Below are 15,570 nucleotides of genomic sequence, written 5' to 3' on the forward strand. Positions count from 1 at the left end.
AAGTCCCCTCCTCACATCCGGAAGACGCCGAACCGGGGCTCGCCCAGCGGCGCGTTGGCACACGTGGTCAGGGCCAGACCCAGCACCTGCCGGGTGTCGGCGGGCTCGATCACCCCGTCGTCCCACAGGCGGGCGGTCGCGTAGTAGGCGTTGCCCTGGTGCTCGTACTGCGCGCGGACCGGCGCCTTGAAGGAGTCCTCCTCCTCGGCCGACCACTCCTCGCCCCGGGCCTCCAGCTGGTCCCGCTTGACCGTGGCCAGCACGGACGCGGCCTGCTCGCCGCCCATGACGGAGATCTTGGCGTTGGGCCACATCCACAGGAAGCGCGGCGAGTACGCCCGGCCGCACATCGAGTAGTTCCCCGCGCCGTACGACCCGCCGACGACCACCGTCAGCTTCGGCACGCGCGTGCACGCCACCGCCGTCACCATCTTGGCGCCGTGCTTGGCGATGCCGCCCGCCTCGTAGTCCCGGCCGACCATGAACCCCGAGATGTTCTGGAGGAAGACCAGCGGGATGCCGCGCTGGTCGCACAGCTCGATGAAGTGGGCGCCCTTCTGGGCGGACTCGGAGAAGAGGATGCCGTTGTTCGCGACGATGCCGACCGGGTGGCCGTGGATGCGGGCGAAGCCGGTGACCAGGGTCTGCCCGTACTCGGACTTGAACTCGGCGAACCGGGAGCCGTCCACCACCCGCGCGATGACCTCGCGCACGTCGTAGGGCGTCCGGGAGTCGACCGGCACCGCGCCGTAGAGCCCCTGCGGGTCCACCTTCGGCTCGACCGCGGGCTCCACGCCCCAGGGGAGCGGGCCGCGCGCGGGCAGCGTGGAGACGATCTGCCGCACGATCCGCAGCGCGTGCGGGTCGTCCTCGGCCAGGTGGTCCGTCACGCCGGACACCCGGGAGTGGACCTCGCCGCCGCCCAGCTCCTCCGCCGTGACCACCTCGCCGGTGGCCGCCTTCACCAGCGGCGGACCGCCCAGGAAGATCGTCCCCTGATTGCGGACGATCACCGCCTCGTCGCTCATCGCCGGGACGTACGCGCCGCCCGCCGTGCAGGAACCGAGGACGGCGGCGATCTGCGGGATGCCGGCGCCCGACATCCGGGCCTGGTTGTAGAAGATCCGGCCGAAGTGCTCCCGGTCGGGGAAGACCTCGTCCTGCATCGGCAGGAAGGCCCCGCCCGAGTCGACGAGGTACAGGCACGGCAGCCGGTTCTCCAGCGCCACCTCCTGTGCCCGCAGGTGCTTCTTCACCGTCATCGGGTAGTACGTGCCACCCTTGACGGTGGCGTCGTTGGCGACGATCACGCACTCCCGGCCGCTCACCCGGCCGATCCCGGCGATCACGCCCGCGGCCGGGGCCTGTCCGTCGTAGAGCCCGTCGGCGGCGAGCGGCGCCAGCTCCAGGAACGGCGAGCCCGGATCGAGCAGCGTGTCCACGCGGTCGCGGGGCAGCAGCTTGCCGCGCGCGGTGTGCCGGGCCCGCGCCCGCTCCCCGCCGCCCAGCCGGGCCGCGGCCAGCTTGGCGCGCAGCTCGTCAACGAGGACGCGGTGCGCCTCCTCGTTGGCCCGAAAGGCCTCTGAGGCGGGATCTGCCGCCGTCGTCAGCTCCGGTGCCTCGTGCATCCTGCGGTCCCCTCACCCGATGGTCGATCAGTTAATGAGCGTTAACGCATGTCCCCACAGGTTAACGACCGCTAACCTCCCTGTCTAGAATCGGCACCATGACCACCAGAACCGACGCCCCCACCCGTCGCGAGCAGATCCTCAAGGAGGCCGCCCGGCTCTTCGCCGAGCGCGGCTTCCACGGCGTCGGCGTCGACGAGATAGGCGCCGCGGTGGGGATCAGCGGCCCCGGTCTCTACCGGCACTTCGCCGGCAAGGACGCGATGCTCGCCGAGCTGCTGGTCGGGATCAGCGACTCGCTGCTGACCGGGGCGAAGCGGCGGCTGGCGGAGGCCGAGGGGGTGGCCGGCTCCGGGCCGGGGGCCGGGTCGGGCGCGGGTGCCGAGGCGGTCCTCGATTCGCTCATCGAGGGTCACATCGACTTCGCCCTCGACGACCGCCCGCTCATCACCCTGCACGACCGCGAGCTGGACCGCCTCCGGGACGCCGACCGCAAGATGGTGCGGCAGTTGCAGCGGCAGTACGTCGAGCTGTGGGTCGGGGTGGTGCGCGAGGTCTACCCGGCCGTCGCCGAGCCCGCCGCCCGCTCCGCCGTCCACTCGGTCTTCGGCCTCCTGAACTCCACCCCGCACCTCGGCCGCCCCGGCGTCCTCCCGGGCCGCGCGGCCATGGCGGCGCTGCTGCACCGGATGGCGCGGGGGGCGTTCGCGGCGGTGGGGGAGGGCTGACGCCCGAGCGCCGGGGAGTGACGAGGGTTACCCACCTCCCGCTCTGGACGCCTCTGGCTACCCGCCGGTACGGTGAAGTCTGAGCAAGCGCTTAGATACGTACCCTGGAGGTGGCGCGGTGCGCCGTACGGTGTTCAACGAGGACCACGAGGCGTTCCGGGAGACCCTGCGCGCCTTCATCGAGGCCGAGGTCGTCCCCGTCTACGACGAGTGGTTCGCCGCGGGCCAGGCGCCGCGCGAGTTCTACTACAAGCTCGGCGAGCTGGGCATCTTCGGCATCAACGTGCCCGAGGAGTACGGCGGCGCGGGCATGGACAGTCACAAGTTCGAGGCCGTCCACTACGAGGAGACCGCCCGCGCGGGCGTCACCTTCGGCGGCTCCGGCGTGCACGTGCTGCTCGCCCTGCCGTACATCAAGATGCTGGCCACCGACGAGCAGAAGAAGCGCTTCCTGCCGAAGTTCGTCAGCGGCGAGGAGATGTGGGCCATCGCGATGACGGAGCCGGGCACCGGTTCCGACCTCGCCGGCATGAAGTCCACCGCGAAGCTCTCCGAGGACGGCAGCCACTACGTCCTCAACGGTGCCAAGACCTTCATCACCGGCGGCGTGCACGCCGACAAGGTGATCGTCTGCGCCCGCACCGCCGCCCCCACGGCCGAGGACCGCCGCCACGGCATCTCCCTGTTCGCCGTGGACACCAAGTCCGAGGGCTACTCGGTCGGCCGCAAGCTGGACAAGCTCGGTCTGAAGACCTCCGACACCGCCGAGCTGGCCTTCGTCGACGTCAAGGTGCCGGTCGAGGACCTGCTCGGCGAGGAGAACAAGGGCTTCTCCTACCTCGGCCACAACCTGGCCTCCGAGCGCTGGGGCATCGCCTTCGGCGCCTACGCCCAGGCCGCCGCCGCCGTCCGGTTCACCAAGCAGTACGTGCAGGACCGCACCGTCTTCGGCAAGCCGGTGGCCGCCTTCCAGAACACCAAGTTCGAGCTGGCCGCCTGCCAGGCCGAGGTGGACGCCGCCCAGGCCGTCGCCGACCGCGCCACCGAGGCGCTCGACGCCGGCGAGCTGACCCCCGCCGAGGCCGCCAGTGCCAAGCTGTTCACCACCGAGGTCGCCCACCGCGTCATCGACCGCTGCCTCCAGCTGCACGGCGGCTACGGCTACATGAACGAGTACCCGATCGCCCGCCTGTACGCGGACAACCGCGTCAACCGCATCTACGGCGGCACCAGCGAGGTCATGAAGATGATCATCGCGAAGGACATGGGTCTCTAGACCGTCCGCCTCCAGACCGTCCGAGGACCGCACCCAGAGTCACAGGACATGAGCGAAGCACTCCAGTCCCTCCTCGATCTGCTCGACCTCGAGCGGATCGAGGAGGACATCTACCGCGGCCGCTCCCGCTCCGCCGTCGTCCCCCGGGTCTTCGGCGGGCAGGTCGCCGCCCAGGCGCTGGTCGCCGCCGGGCGCACGGTCCCCCAGGACCGGCTCCCGCACTCCCTGCACGCGTACTTCCTGCGCCCCGGGGACCCCGGCGCCCCCATCGTCTACAACGTCGACCGCCTGCGCGACGGCCGGTCCTTCACCACCCGCCGCGTGGTCGCCGTCCAGCACGGCAAGCCGATCTTCGGCCTGTCGGCGTCCTTCCAGACCTACGAGGAGGGCCTGGACCACCAGGCTCCGATGCCGGCCGCGCCCGACCCGGCGACGCTGCCCACCGGCGAGGAGCGGCTGCGGAGCTACCCGCACCTGCCCGCCGACACCGTGGAGCGTTTCCTCCAGGCCCGGGCCGCGGTGGACCTGCGGTACGTCGACGACCCGCCCTTCGGCGCCTTCGGCACCCCCCGCGAGCCGCACTCCCAGGTGTGGTTCCGCACCCACGGCAAGCTCGCCGACGACCCCCTGCTGCACGTCGTCCTCGCCACGTACGTCTCCGACATGACCCTCCTGGACTCGGTGCTGCTCGCGCACGGCCGGGGCGGCTGGGCCGTCGGTGACGTCGTCGGGGCCTCACTGGACCACGCCATGTGGTTCCACCGCCCTTTCCGTGCCGACGAGTGGCTGCTCTACGACCAGGAGTCGCCGTCGGCCTCGGGCGGCCGGGGCCTCGGCCAGGCGCGCATCTACACGCAGGACGGGCGGCTCGCCCTCACGGTCATCCAGGAAGGCGTGGTGCGCGTCCCTCGGGAACACTGAGGGCATGGCGGAACCTGCGCACGGGAGACGTGAGACGGACGGCGGCGGCGAGAGCACCTTCACGGTGCTCGTCGCCGCCTTCGCCAATCTGGGCATCGCCATCGCCAAGGCGGTCGCCGGCGTGGTCAGCGGGTCCAGCGCGATGCTGTCGGAGGCCGCCCACTCGGTCGCCGACACCGTCACCGAGGTGCTGCTGCTGACCTCGCTGAAGCGCAGCGTGCGCCCCGCCGACGAGGACCACCCCCTCGGCCACGGCCCCGAGCGCTACATCTGGGCGCTGCTCGCCGCCGTCGCCACCTTCGTCGGCGGCGCCGTCTTCGCCCTCTACGACGGCGTCCACACCCTCACCCACGGCGAGGAGCCCGGCGACCCCCTGGTCGCCTACCTGGTCCTCGCCGTCGCCTTCCTCCTGGAGGGCTACTCCCTGCGCACCGGCCTCCGGCAGGCGCGCGGGGAGGCCCGCCGCTACAAGGTGCCCTTCGGCCGCTATCTGCGCCGCACCCCCGACACCGCCGTCAAGGCCGTCGTCATGGAGGACTCCGCCGCCCTGGCCGGGCTGCTGCTCGCCGCCGGGGGCCTGCTCGGCGGGCAGCTGACCGGCTCCGGCGTCTGGGACGGCGTCGCCTCCCTCTGCATCGGCGCCCTGCTGCTGTACGTCGCCTGGGTGCTGGGCCGCTCCAACGCCGAGTTCCTCATCGGCCGCCCGCTGCCCCGCACCGTCCGGCACCGGATCCGGGCGGAACTGCTGGCGGTGGAGCACATCGAGGCCGTACTGGAGCTGACCACCCTCCTCCAGGGCCCGCGGGAGGCGCTGGTCGCCGCCAAGGTCGACTTCCGGGACGTGTCGACGGCGGCACAGGTCGAGTGGGCGTGCGAGCGGGCCGAGCAGCGGCTGCGGGAGGAGTTCCCGGTGGTGCGCCGGGTCTACCTGGACCCGACGCCCGGCTTCGCGCAGCGCCGCTCCGAGGGGCTGAACCCCTGGCCGTGACGGCGGGCCGTACGAGCCACCGTACGGGCCACCGCCTCAGCTCAGTCCCGCCTCCGCCAGCAGGTAGGCCGTCATGGGGTCGTAGTGGCGCGGGCTGACCACGTGGTCGTCCAGCGGCACCGCCACCTGGAGGAGGCCCTCGGACTCGGCCAGGAAGAGGGCCGGGTCGTTGCAGTCGGCGTAGCCCACGGAGTCGACGCCGTGCTGACCGGCGTACCCCGCCCAGCCGTGGTCGGCGACGACCAGGTCGGGCAGCGGGCGGCCCGCACGCTCCAGGCCGGTCAGGATCGCCTTCATCGGCTCACCCGAGTGGGTGTGCCACAGCGAGGCGCCGTGCTCCAGCACCGCCACGTCCGCGAACTGCTGGACGTACCCCTCCTCCGTCGTCAGCCCCTCGGGGATCACGACGATCTCGCAGCCGGCGGCGCGCAGCGCGTCGGCCGTCGCGCGGTGCACGTCGAGCAGGCCGCCCGGGTGGCCGGTCGCGAACAGGACGCGCTGCCCGCCGTCCGCCGCCTTGCGCAGCCGGCCGGCCATGCGCTCCAGCGCGGACACCGTCAGCTCGGGGTCGATGGTGTCCTGCCCGAAGCGGTGCTCCGGGTCGTCGTTGACACCGACCCGCTCCGCCATCACCGCGAGCACGTCCTGCTCGTCCGTCCAGCGGTCGCCCAGCTCCAGACCGAGCCAGAAGTTGCGGTCGCCGTTCGCCAGCTTGCGGTAGTGGGAGAGGTTGTTCTCGCGGGGCGTGGCGACATCGCCCGCGATACGCGTCCTGACGAGGTGTTCGGCGAGTTCGGCGCGGCTGGGTGTCCCGGATATCGGCATGGCTCCATTGTGGGGCAGCCGACCGCCACGAGTCCCGGGCGTGGCGCTCGCTGGGACACGGGTCACCTCCCCGCCCCGCCGGTCACGTCCGGCGCAGCGCGAACCACAACTCCATGCGGACGTCCGGGTCGTCGAGGTCGGCGTCCAGCAGGGCCGCGCAGCGCGCGATGCGCTGCCGGACGGTGTTGCGGTGCACGGACAGGGCGACGGCGGTGCGGTCCCAGCTGCCGTGCAGGGACAGCCAGGCGCGCAGGGTCTCGGTGAGCGCCGGGGCGGCCGCGACCGGCCCGAGCAGCGCCCGGGCGTGCGCCTCGGCCTCGCCGTCCGGCACGAGGTCGGCGAGCGCGGGCCGGTCGGCGTGCCGGACCAGCGGCACCCGCGTTGCCCGCGCCCGGGCCAGCGCACGCGCCGCCTGGGCGTCCGCGGCCGGCCACTCGCCCGGGGCGACGGGGGCACTGACGCCGAGCGTCCAGCCGGGCTGGGGGGCGGGGCCGGGCGTCCAGGAGAGGGGACCGGGTGCCGGTGGGGCCGGGACGAGTACCCGTACGACGTCCCCGGCGGGGTCGACCAGGGGTGAGCCGAGGGCCGCGCCCAGGGCGGAGGCGGAGATCGGGTCGGGTGTGCCGGTCGTGGGCCGGGCGTGCACGACGTACCAGTGGGCGCGGTCCTCACCGTCCGCCGTACCCAGCAGCGGCGCGACCTCCTCCGGGCGGGCGCCCAGCAGCAGCCGCACCAGCGCCGAGGAACGGGCCGCGCCCGTGCCGCTCCGCTGCTCGCCGGTCAGGAGGGAGAGCAGTACGGCGGCGACCGACGCGATCGTGTGGTCCCCGGGCTCCCGCCGCGCGGCCGCCACCCCGAGGACGAAATCCTGCCCGGCGCCGAGGGCGTAGACGGCGAGCCGGGTGCCGGCGACCGTGTCCGTGGCGGTGGTGGAGGCGTGCCCGGTGACGAAGCGGGCCAGGTCAGCCAGCGCCCGCCGCACCTCTCCCGCGGGCTCGCGCCCCGCCGCCGCGATCTCCGTCCCCTCCGGCCCGTACAGCACCGCCCGCCCGTCGAGCCGGCCGGCGAGCCTGCGCAGCACGGACGGCACCGGGTCCGGACGGGCGGCCGCCGCGGCCAGGGCCTGCTGGGCCTCGGAGACCCGGCGCAGCTCGGCCGTCCTGGCCCGGCCCATCAGCTGCCACACCGCACGGGCCACGCCCGAGAACGTCGTCCGCGGCGGCACCTCCACCAGCGGCAGCCCGTACCTCTCGCAGGCCGCGACCAGCTCCGCCGGCACGGTGTCGTGCACCGGCGCCACCCCGAAGCCGAGCGCCGCACCGCCCGCCGCGACGATCCGGGACACGTAGGCGTCGAAGTACCCGGCCCCGGTCCCGGCGTCGCGCCCGGCTCCCGCCTCGTCGGCGGGCCCCCCGGCGCGCCCGCCTCCCGCGTCCGCCCCCGGCGGGATGTGCACGCCCGCCGTCAGCAGCAGCTCACCGCCCAGCAGGTACGGGTACGGGTCGGACATCTCCGAGGTGTGCGCCCCGTGGATCGTCACGTCCGCCACCGGGGCGCCGGTGACCTGGCGCAGCCCCAGGTCCTCGCGGGCCAGCAGGGCGGCCAGCGGCACGGGAGGAGTGGGGGGCGTGGCGGGCGTGGCGGGCCCGGACGGAACGGCCGGCTCCGGCATGGTGGACCTTTCCTCCAGTCCAGCGGCGGCAAGTGGATGAAACGTACACTTCGCAGTCGCTTTTCAGCCACCTAGTGTCAACCTCGACCGGCGGCCGCGGGTACGGGCGGATGTCCCCGCGACCAGCCACCGGACACGTCCCACTGCACGACACGCCACCGAGAGTGCGCGAAGGAGGCCCCCTCATGGCCGTCGACTACATCGTGATCGTCGTCTATCTCGCCGGCATGCTGGCCATGGGCTGGTGGGGCATGCGCCGCGCCAAGTCCAAGAGCGAGTTCCTGGTGGCCGGGCGCCGCCTCGGACCCGCCATGTACTCCGGCACCATGGCGGCGATCGTCCTCGGCGGCGCGTCCACCATCGGCGGGGTCGGGCTCGGCTACCAGTACGGCCTGTCCGGCGCGTGGATGGTCGTCACCATCGGCCTCGGCATCCTCGCGCTGTCCGTCTTCTTCTCGGCCCGCATCGCCCGGCTGAAGGTCTACACCGTCTCCGAGATGCTCGACCTGCGCTACGGCGGCCGGGCGGGCATCATCTCCGGTGTCGTCATGTGGGCGTACACGCTGATGCTGGCCGTGACCTCCACCATCGCCTACGCCACGATCTTCGACGTCCTCTTCGACGTGAACCGCACCCTGGCGATCGTGCTGGGCGGCTCCATCGTCGTCGCGTACTCCACGCTGGGCGGCATGTGGTCCATCACGCTCACCGACATGGTGCAGTTCGTGGTGAAGACCATCGGCGTGCTGCTCCTGCTGCTGCCCATCGCGGTCGTCAAGGCTGGCGGCTTCGGCGAGATGAAGGCGCAGCTGCCGACCGAGTACTTCGACCCGCTGGGCATCGGCGGCGAGACGATCTTCACCTACGTGCTGATCTACACCTTCGGCATGCTCATCGGGCAGGACATCTGGCAGCGCGTCTTCACCGCGGGCAGCGACCGCACCGCCAAGTGGGGCGGCACCGTCGCCGGCACCTACTGCCTCGTCTACGCCGTCGCCGGCGCGATCATCGGCACGGCGGCCAAGGTCCTCTACCCGAAGCTCGCCAGCCCCGACGACGCCTTCGCCACCATCGTCAAGGACGAGCTGCCCATGGGCGTGCGCGGACTCGTCCTGGCCGCCGCCCTCGCCGCCGTGATGTCCACGTCCTCCGGCGCCCTCATCGCCTGCGCCACCGTCGCCAACAACGACATCTGGTCGCGGCTGCGCGGCGTCGTGCGAGGGACACCGGCCGAGGCGGAGGAGCCGCACGACGAGGTGAAGGGCAACCGCGTCTTCATCCTCGCGATGGGCGTCGCGGTGATCCTCATCTCGATCGCCCTCAACGACGTCGTCGAGGCACTCACCGTCGCCTACAACCTCCTCGTCGGCGGCCTCCTCGTCCCCATCCTCGGCGGACTGCTGTGGAAGCGCGGCACCGCGCAGGGCGCCCTCGCCGCCGTCGCGGTCGGCGGCCTCGCCGTCGTCGGCCTGATGGCGGGCTACGGCATCCTCGCCAACGAGCCCGTCTACTACGGCCTCCTGGCCTCCCTCGCCGTCTACGTCGCCGTGTCCCTGGCCACCCGGCCCACCGACGAGGCGACCCTCACCGCCTGGCGCGAACGCCTCGCCGGCCGTGCCCCCGAACCCCAGTCCGAACCGACGGTCCCGGCTCCCCAGTAGAGTCGGACGGCGGCAGTACATACGCGACGAAGCGTAAGAAGGAAGGCAGTACATGAGCAGCAACGAGACGCCCCGCGGCCCCGTCGACTCCTCCCGCGTCCCGCGGTACGCCGGACCCGCGACCTTCGCCCGGCTGCCCCGCCTGGACGAAGTCGGCACGGCCGACGTCGCCGTGGTGGGCGTGCCGTTCGACTCGGGTGTCTCGTACCGGCCCGGCGCCCGCTTCGGCGGCAACGCCATCCGCGAGGCATCCCGCCTGCTGCGTCCGTACAACCCGGCGCAGGACGCCTCCCCCTTCGCCCTCGCCCAGGTCGCGGACGGCGGCGACATAGCCGTGAACCCGTTCAACATCAACGAGGCCGTGGAGACCGTCGAGGCCGCCGCCGACGACCTCCTCGGCACCGGCGCCCGCCTGATGACTCTCGGCGGCGACCACACCATCGCCCTCCCGCTGCTCCGCTCGGTCGCCAGGAAGCACGGTCCGGTCGCCCTGCTGCACTTCGACGCCCACCTGGACACCTGGGACACGTACTTCGGCGCCGAGTACACCCACGGCACCCCGTTCCGCCGCGCCGTCGAGGAGGGCATCCTCGACACCTCCGCCCTCTCCCATGTCGGTACCCGCGGCCCGCTGTACGGCAAGCAGGACCTCACCGACGACGAGAAGATGGGCTTCGGCATCGTCACCTCCGCGGACGTCTACCGCCGGGGCGCCGACGAGGTCGCCGACCAGCTGCGCCAGCGCATCGGCGACCGCCCGCTGTACATCTCCATCGACATCGACTGCCTGGACCCCGCCCACGCGCCCGGCACCGGCACCCCCGAGGCCGGCGGCATGACCTCCCGCGAACTGCTGGAGATCCTGCGCGGCCTGGCATCCTGCAACCTGGTGTCGGCCGACGTCGTCGAGGTCGCCCCGGCCTACGACCACGCGGAGATCACCTCCGTCGCGGCCTCGCACACCGCGTACGAACTGACCACGATCATGTCCCGCCAGATCGCCCAGGAGAAGGCAGCGCAGTGACCCACGACCACGACCTGGTACTCCGTCCGACCGCCGCCCAGACGGAGGCCGCGCTGAATCCTCCCGGCGGCCGCAACGGCGGGGACCTGGTCGTGGAGACCCTGGCCGGGCTCGGCGCGACCACCGTCTTCGGCCTGCCCGGCCAGCACGCCCTCGGCATGTTCGACGCGTTGCGCCGCTCGGACCTGCGCTACATCGGCCTGCGGGTGGAGAACAACGCCGGTTTCGCGGCGGACGCCTACGGCCGGATCACCGGCGAGGCGGCCCCGCTGCTGCTGTCCACCGGGCCCGGCGCGCTCACCTCGCTGGCCGCGCTCCAGGAGGCGCGGGCGGCCTCCGCGCCCGTGCTGGCGATCAGCAGCCAGATCCCCACGGCGGGTCTGGGCGGGGGCCGCCACGGCTACCTGCACGAGCTTCCCGACCAGTCGGCGTCCTTCCGGGGCGTGGTGAAGTCCGTCCACACGGTCCGTACCCAGTCGCAGATCCCGTCGGCGATCGCGGAGGCGTGGACGTCCGCGCTGACCGTCCCGCACGGCCCGGTGTGGGTGGAGATCCCGCAGGACGTCCTCCTGGCCGAGACGCCGATCCCGGTGGTGACCGGCGGCGACGCCTTCCCCGAGGAACTGCCCCCGCGGCCCGAGCTGACGGCGGTCGCGGCCCATCTGCTCTCCCGCGCCGAGCGGCCCGCGATCATCGCGGGCGGGGGAGTCGTCCGCGCGGACGCCTCGAAGAAGCTGCGGCAACTGGCCGAGCGGCTCCGGGCCCCCGTCGTGACGACCTTCGGCGGCAAGGGCGCGTTCCCGTGGACGCACCCCCTCTCCCTCCAGTCCTGGCTGGAGGACCGCCACACGACGGACTTCCTGGAGGACGCCGACGTGCTCCTGGTCGTCGGCTCGGGCCTCGGCGAACTCTCCTCGAACTACCACACCTTCCAGCCCCGCGGCCGGGTGATCCAGATCGAGGCCGACCTCGGCAAACTGGAGTCCAACCACCCGGCCCTCGGCATCCACGCCGACGCCCGCCTCGCCCTCCAGGCGCTGCTGGAGACGGTGGAGGAGCGCACCGACCCGGCCGCCCCGGAGCGTGTGCGGGAGGTCCTGGACAAGGTCCGCGAGCGCATCGCCGCCCAGGAACTCACCCTGGAGCAGGACGTCCTGGCGGCCGTCCGGCGGGCCCTCCCGTCCGGCGCACCGTCCTTCTGGGACATGACCATCCTCGCCTACTGGGCGTGGTCCGCCTTCGACGCCGGGGCGCCCAACACCATGCACTCGGCGCAGGGCGCGGGCGGCCTCGGCTACGGCTTCCCGGCGGCCCTGGGCGCCGCCGCGGCCGACCCCACCCACCCGGTGCTGGCGGTCTCCGGCGACGGAGGCGCCCTGTACTCCATCGCCGAACTGGCCACCGCCCGCCAGTACGACCTGAACGTCACCTGGCTCATCGTCGACGACGGCGGCTACGGCATCCTGCGCGAGTACATGACCGACGCCTTCGGTCAGCCCACGGCGACGGAGCTGACCCGGCCCGACTACGTGGCCCTGGCGGAGTCGTTCGGCGTGCCGGGCGTCCGCACCTCCGCGCGGACCCTGGAGGCGGACCTCGCGAAGGCGCTGGCCTCACCGGGGCCGTCGGTGGTCGTCCTCCCGGCCGTGCTGCGGATGTTCGCGCCGACGCACCTGGACTGAGCGCGGCTCGGAGGAGGGCCTCACCAGATCGCCTCGACCCACTCCGGGTGGTCGATGAACGGGTTGCGGTTGTGCTGGTAGGAGTCGTGGATGACCTGGTTGCGGCGCTCCTCGAAGGCGTCCGGCGGGTCCTCGTCGTTCCACTGCTTCAGCACGGCGAGCTTGCCGATGTACGGGGCGCTGCCGTTGTCGACGCTGCCGTTGACCTCCAGGTCGGCGAAGCCCTCGCCGCCCTCGTAGCGGACCGCCATGTAGAAGACCATGCGGGCCACGTCGCCCTTGACGGCGTCGCGGGGCTCGAAGGAGTCGGCGTCGGTGAGGCTGCCGCCGGAGTCGGTGAAGCCGCTGCCGCCGTTGTCGAAGTCCTTGTTGTCCCGCACGCTGTTGACCCGGACGTCCTCGGGGCGCAGGTGGTGCAGGTCGGTGCCGGGGCCGGTCGCGGTGCCGAAGTCGCCGTGGGACTTGGCCCACACGTGCTCGCGGTTCCAGTCGCCGGTGTCGCCGCCGTTCAGCGACTTGGCGCGGGAGATGCCGGAGTAGAGCAGGATCACGTTGCCGCTGTCGGCCGGGTCCTGGTCGGTGACCTTCAGGGCGTCCCAGACCGCCGCGTACGAGAGCTTCGTCTGGTCGCTGATGATGGTGTGCAGGGCGGACTTGAGAGCGGCGCCCGTCTTTCCGGTCGCCTCCTCGTAGTACGCCGGGTCGGGTTCCGAGGCGGTGGCCGGCGCGGATGCCGTGGCCGGGGCCGCGGCCAGGGACGGGGCGGCGAGGCCGGTGAGGACGGCGGCCGCGGCGAGGGCGACCGCCTTCCGGCGCCGTGTGCGTATCGCGAGCATGTGGGGTGTCCGATCTACGCGGGTGGAGTGGAACGGTGGGACGAGCGTGGCATGGACATGTTGGAGGCCGGGTGGACGGTGCGTGGCGATTGCGTGACGAGGGCCCCGGCCGTCCCGGCCGGGGCCCTTCATGCGTTCCTCGTGTGCGTCAGCTCAGGTCCGCCGGGTCCAGGCGGTAGAGGCCCGACGTGTTCCCGGTCGAGGACGTCGCGCCGTACTCGCTCGCCTCGACGGCCGTACCGTGCTCCTGCACCCACGCGGTCACTTCGGTGCTGATCCCGGAGCCGCCGCCCGTACCGCCGCCCATGCCCTGGCCGCCGACCTGGACGTAGTGCAACTCGCCCTTCCCCACCAGGTCCTTGAGGCGGGCTAGGGTCATCGCCCGGTCGCTGCCGGACCAGCCCCACATCGAGATGACCGGCTCGCCGCTGCTGAGGACGAGCTGCGCGGCGCTCTGCGAACCGGACACCGCGAGCAGCCACTCGGCGCCGTCCCGGTGTTTCTTCAGGTAGGCGACCAGCTCGGCGCTCGCCCCGCCCATGCCGCCGCCCGTGCCGCCTTCGCCGGGGCCGTCGGCATCCGCGCGCGGTTCGCTCGTGCCGTCGCCGGCGGTCGGGGCGCCCCCCTGCGGGGGTGTTCCCTCCGGGGGTGCGGCGTCGGTCGCGCCGGTGCCGTCGGCCGAGCCGTTCCGGTCGTCCCGCGGCTGCCCGCCGGGCCCCTCGCCGCCTCCGCCGGGGAAGGCGCCCGCGCGGCCGCCCGCTCCGCCCGGGCCGCCCATGCCGCCGCCCGTCGACGGGCCCGCGGTCGGGTTGGTGCCGCCCATGCCGCCGCCCGAACCGGCCGGTACCGACCAGGCGTACGCCGCCGGGCCGGCCACCCCGGCGACGACCGCCGCGGCCACGGACACCGCCAGCAGCCGTACCCGGCGCCCCGAACGGAAGACCAGCAGCCCCGCGATCGCCAGCGCCATGACCACCGCGATCGTCGGCCACAGCCAGGTGTTCCAGCCGGAGGCGCGGCGCAGCAGTACGACGGCCCAGACACCGGTGACACCGAGGGCGAGGGGCAGGACCCACGCCCACCGCCGGTCGGTCCGGAAGGCGCGCAGCAGCATGACGCCGCCGCCCCCGCACAGCGCCGCGATGCCCGGGGCGAGCGCGGTCGTGTAGTAGGGGTGCATGGTGCCCTCGGCCAGGGCGAAGGTCAGGTAGTGCAGGACCGTCCAGCCGCCCCACAGCACCAGTGCGGCGCGGGTGAGGTCGGTGCGGGGGGCCCGGCCGCACAGCACCAGGCCGCCGACGAGCGCGATGCCGGCGAAGGGGAGCAGCCAGGAGATCTGGCCGCCGAGGACGTCGTTGAACATCCGTCCGATGCCCGCGGCGCCCGAGAAGCCGCCGCCGCCTCCGCCTCCTCCGCCTCCCATGTTGCCGTCACCGCCGAGGATCCGGCCGAGCCCGTTGTAGCCCATGATCAGGTCCCAGGCCGTGCCGTCCGTCGAGCCGCCGATGTACGGCCGCTCGGAGGCGGGCACCAGGGACACGGCCGCCGCCCACCAGAAACTGGAGACGGCCAGGGCGACCGCCGCGAGGAGCAGGTTCCTGATCCGCTTCGCCCAGCCGAGGTCCGTCGCGTACAGGTAGGCGACGAAGAGCGCCGGCAGCGCGATGTAGCCCTGGAGCATCTTGGTGTTGAACGCGAGCCCGAAACAGGCCGCCGCCCCCAGCAGGGGCAGCAGCCGTCCGCCGCGGACCGCGCGCAGACCGAGGGCCGCCCCGCCGACCATCAGGAACACCAGCAGCGTGTCCGGGTTGTTGTCCCGGTTGATGGCGACCGTGATCGGGGTCAGCGCCAGCACCAGCGCGGCGACGGCCGCCGCACCGTGGCCCCACACCCTCTTGACGGAGGCATGCAGGATCCAGATCGTCGCCAGCGCGGCCAGGACCAGCGGCAGCATCATCTGCCAGGTCCCGTACCCGAACAGGCGGCAGGACAGCCCCATGACCATCAGCGCGAAGGGCGGCTTGTCGACGGTCAGGAAGTTCCCCGCGTCGAGCGAGCCGAAGAACCACGCTTTCCAGCTCTCGGTGCCGCTGAGCACGGCGGCGCTGTAGAAGCTGTTGAGGCCGCCCCCGGACAGGTTCCAGGAGTACAGTCCCGCCGCCAGGGTGAGGACGGCGAGCAGGACCGGCAGAGACCAGCGTGGCGTGCCGGGTGCGGGGGTGGGCGTGGGTGGCGGCTCGGGGGCCGCTTGCAGCGGAGCGGTGGCAGATGTCACCACGCCACCGTGTCCATCGGCGTTGGGCGGAGGCTGTGCTCCGACTTGGGGTCA

12 protein-coding genes are annotated in these 15,570 nt (G+C 73.0%); 7 read left to right on the forward strand and 5 right to left on the reverse strand.

The features are described from left to right. Window positions 1-11: 11 nt before the first annotated feature. Window positions 12-1,628, reverse strand: coding sequence for a carboxyl transferase domain-containing protein (locus AC07FV_RS01175; protein ID WP_479083774.1), 1,617 nt, complete (start codon window positions 1,626-1,628; stop codon window positions 12-14). 98 nt (window positions 1,629-1,726) lie between these two features. Here AC07FV_RS01175 and AC07FV_RS01180 point away from each other — a divergent pair, with 98 nt between their 5' ends. From AC07FV_RS01180 to AC07FV_RS01195, 4 genes are all read left to right on the forward strand, one after another. After that, window positions 1,727-2,356 (forward strand): SACE_7040 family transcriptional regulator, encoded by a 630-nt coding sequence (locus AC07FV_RS01180; RefSeq protein WP_479083776.1) that lies wholly within the window; start codon window positions 1,727-1,729, stop codon window positions 2,354-2,356. A gap of 118 nt (window positions 2,357-2,474) precedes the next feature. Continuing rightward, window positions 2,475-3,632, forward strand: coding sequence for an acyl-CoA dehydrogenase family protein (locus tag AC07FV_RS01185; protein WP_479083777.1), 1,158 nt, complete (start codon window positions 2,475-2,477; stop codon window positions 3,630-3,632). Between the two features lie 48 nt (window positions 3,633-3,680). Continuing rightward, window positions 3,681-4,553, forward strand: a complete 873-nt coding sequence (locus tag AC07FV_RS01190; RefSeq protein WP_479083778.1) for an acyl-CoA thioesterase — start codon at window positions 3,681-3,683, stop codon at window positions 4,551-4,553. A gap of 4 nt (window positions 4,554-4,557) precedes the next feature. Continuing rightward, the gene (locus AC07FV_RS01195; protein WP_479083779.1) at window positions 4,558-5,541 is read left to right on the forward strand and encodes a cation diffusion facilitator family transporter; all 984 of its coding nucleotides are present in this window, start codon (window positions 4,558-4,560) and stop codon (window positions 5,539-5,541) included. A 36-nt stretch (window positions 5,542-5,577) separates the two neighbouring features. Here the strand turns inward: AC07FV_RS01195 and AC07FV_RS01200 are convergent, their stop codons facing one another. Both AC07FV_RS01200 and AC07FV_RS01205 read right to left on the reverse strand, forming a co-directional pair. Next, on the reverse strand, window positions 5,578-6,366 hold the full coding sequence (locus AC07FV_RS01200) for a phosphatase (protein ID WP_479083780.1): 789 nt from the start codon (window positions 6,364-6,366) through the stop codon (window positions 5,578-5,580). Between the two features lie 82 nt (window positions 6,367-6,448). Continuing rightward, window positions 6,449-8,038, reverse strand: a complete 1,590-nt coding sequence (locus tag AC07FV_RS01205; RefSeq protein ID WP_479083781.1) for a helix-turn-helix domain-containing protein — start codon at window positions 8,036-8,038, stop codon at window positions 6,449-6,451. 185 nt (window positions 8,039-8,223) lie between these two features. On the opposite strand from AC07FV_RS01205, the gene AC07FV_RS01210 reads away from it, so the two are divergent. The 3 genes from AC07FV_RS01210 to AC07FV_RS01220 are packed head-to-tail and all read left to right on the forward strand — an operon-like array spanning window position 8,224 to window position 12,405. After that, a complete protein-coding gene (locus AC07FV_RS01210; protein ID WP_479083782.1) occupies window positions 8,224-9,699 on the forward strand; it encodes a sodium:solute symporter family protein in 1,476 nt (491 codons plus the stop codon). Window positions 9,700-9,751: 52 nt separating this feature from the next. Then, window positions 9,752-10,723, forward strand: coding sequence for an agmatinase (gene speB, locus AC07FV_RS01215; RefSeq protein WP_384688789.1), 972 nt, complete (start codon window positions 9,752-9,754; stop codon window positions 10,721-10,723). Further along, complete coding sequence (locus AC07FV_RS01220; RefSeq protein WP_479083784.1) at window positions 10,720-12,405, forward strand: thiamine pyrophosphate-binding protein; 1,686 nt, start codon at window positions 10,720-10,722, stop codon at window positions 12,403-12,405. The genes speB and AC07FV_RS01220 overlap by 4 nt, the downstream gene beginning before the upstream one ends. A 20-nt stretch (window positions 12,406-12,425) precedes the next feature. Here the strand turns inward: AC07FV_RS01220 and AC07FV_RS01225 are convergent, their stop codons facing one another. Together AC07FV_RS01225 and AC07FV_RS01230 are read right to left on the reverse strand one after the other, a co-directional pair. After that, window positions 12,426-13,241: an endonuclease I family protein gene (locus tag AC07FV_RS01225; RefSeq protein WP_479083785.1), complete on the reverse strand. Its 816-nt coding sequence runs from the start codon at window positions 13,239-13,241 to the stop codon at window positions 12,426-12,428. Between the two features lie 148 nt (window positions 13,242-13,389). After that, window positions 13,390-15,516, reverse strand: coding sequence for an ArnT family glycosyltransferase (locus AC07FV_RS01230; RefSeq protein ID WP_479083787.1), 2,127 nt, complete (start codon window positions 15,514-15,516; stop codon window positions 13,390-13,392). Window positions 15,517-15,570 lie beyond the last annotated feature (54 nt).

Source organism: Streptomyces sp. NPDC045956 (genome assembly GCF_056430705.1).

What these genes read in the sequence shown, in the direction of transcription:
- AC07FV_RS01175 (WP_479083774.1), bottom strand. Translation starts at nt 1,628, where the DNA reads ATGCACGAGGCACCGGAGCTGACGACGGCGGCAGATCCCGCCTCAGAG.
- AC07FV_RS01195 (WP_479083779.1), top strand. Translation starts at nt 4,558, where the DNA reads ATGGCGGAACCTGCGCACGGGAGACGTGAGACGGACGGCGGCGGCGAG.
- AC07FV_RS01200 (WP_479083780.1), bottom strand. Translation starts at nt 6,366, where the DNA reads ATGCCGATATCCGGGACACCCAGCCGCGCCGAACTCGCCGAACACCTC.
- AC07FV_RS01205 (WP_479083781.1), bottom strand. Translation starts at nt 8,038, where the DNA reads ATGCCGGAGCCGGCCGTTCCGTCCGGGCCCGCCACGCCCGCCACGCCC.
- AC07FV_RS01210 (WP_479083782.1), top strand. Translation starts at nt 8,224, where the DNA reads ATGGCCGTCGACTACATCGTGATCGTCGTCTATCTCGCCGGCATGCTG.
- speB (WP_384688789.1), top strand. Translation starts at nt 9,752, where the DNA reads ATGAGCAGCAACGAGACGCCCCGCGGCCCCGTCGACTCCTCCCGCGTC.
- AC07FV_RS01180 (WP_479083776.1), top strand. Translation starts at nt 1,727, where the DNA reads ATGACCACCAGAACCGACGCCCCCACCCGTCGCGAGCAGATCCTCAAG.
- AC07FV_RS01190 (WP_479083778.1), top strand. Translation starts at nt 3,681, where the DNA reads ATGAGCGAAGCACTCCAGTCCCTCCTCGATCTGCTCGACCTCGAGCGG.
- AC07FV_RS01225 (WP_479083785.1), bottom strand. Translation starts at nt 13,241, where the DNA reads ATGCTCGCGATACGCACACGGCGCCGGAAGGCGGTCGCCCTCGCCGCG.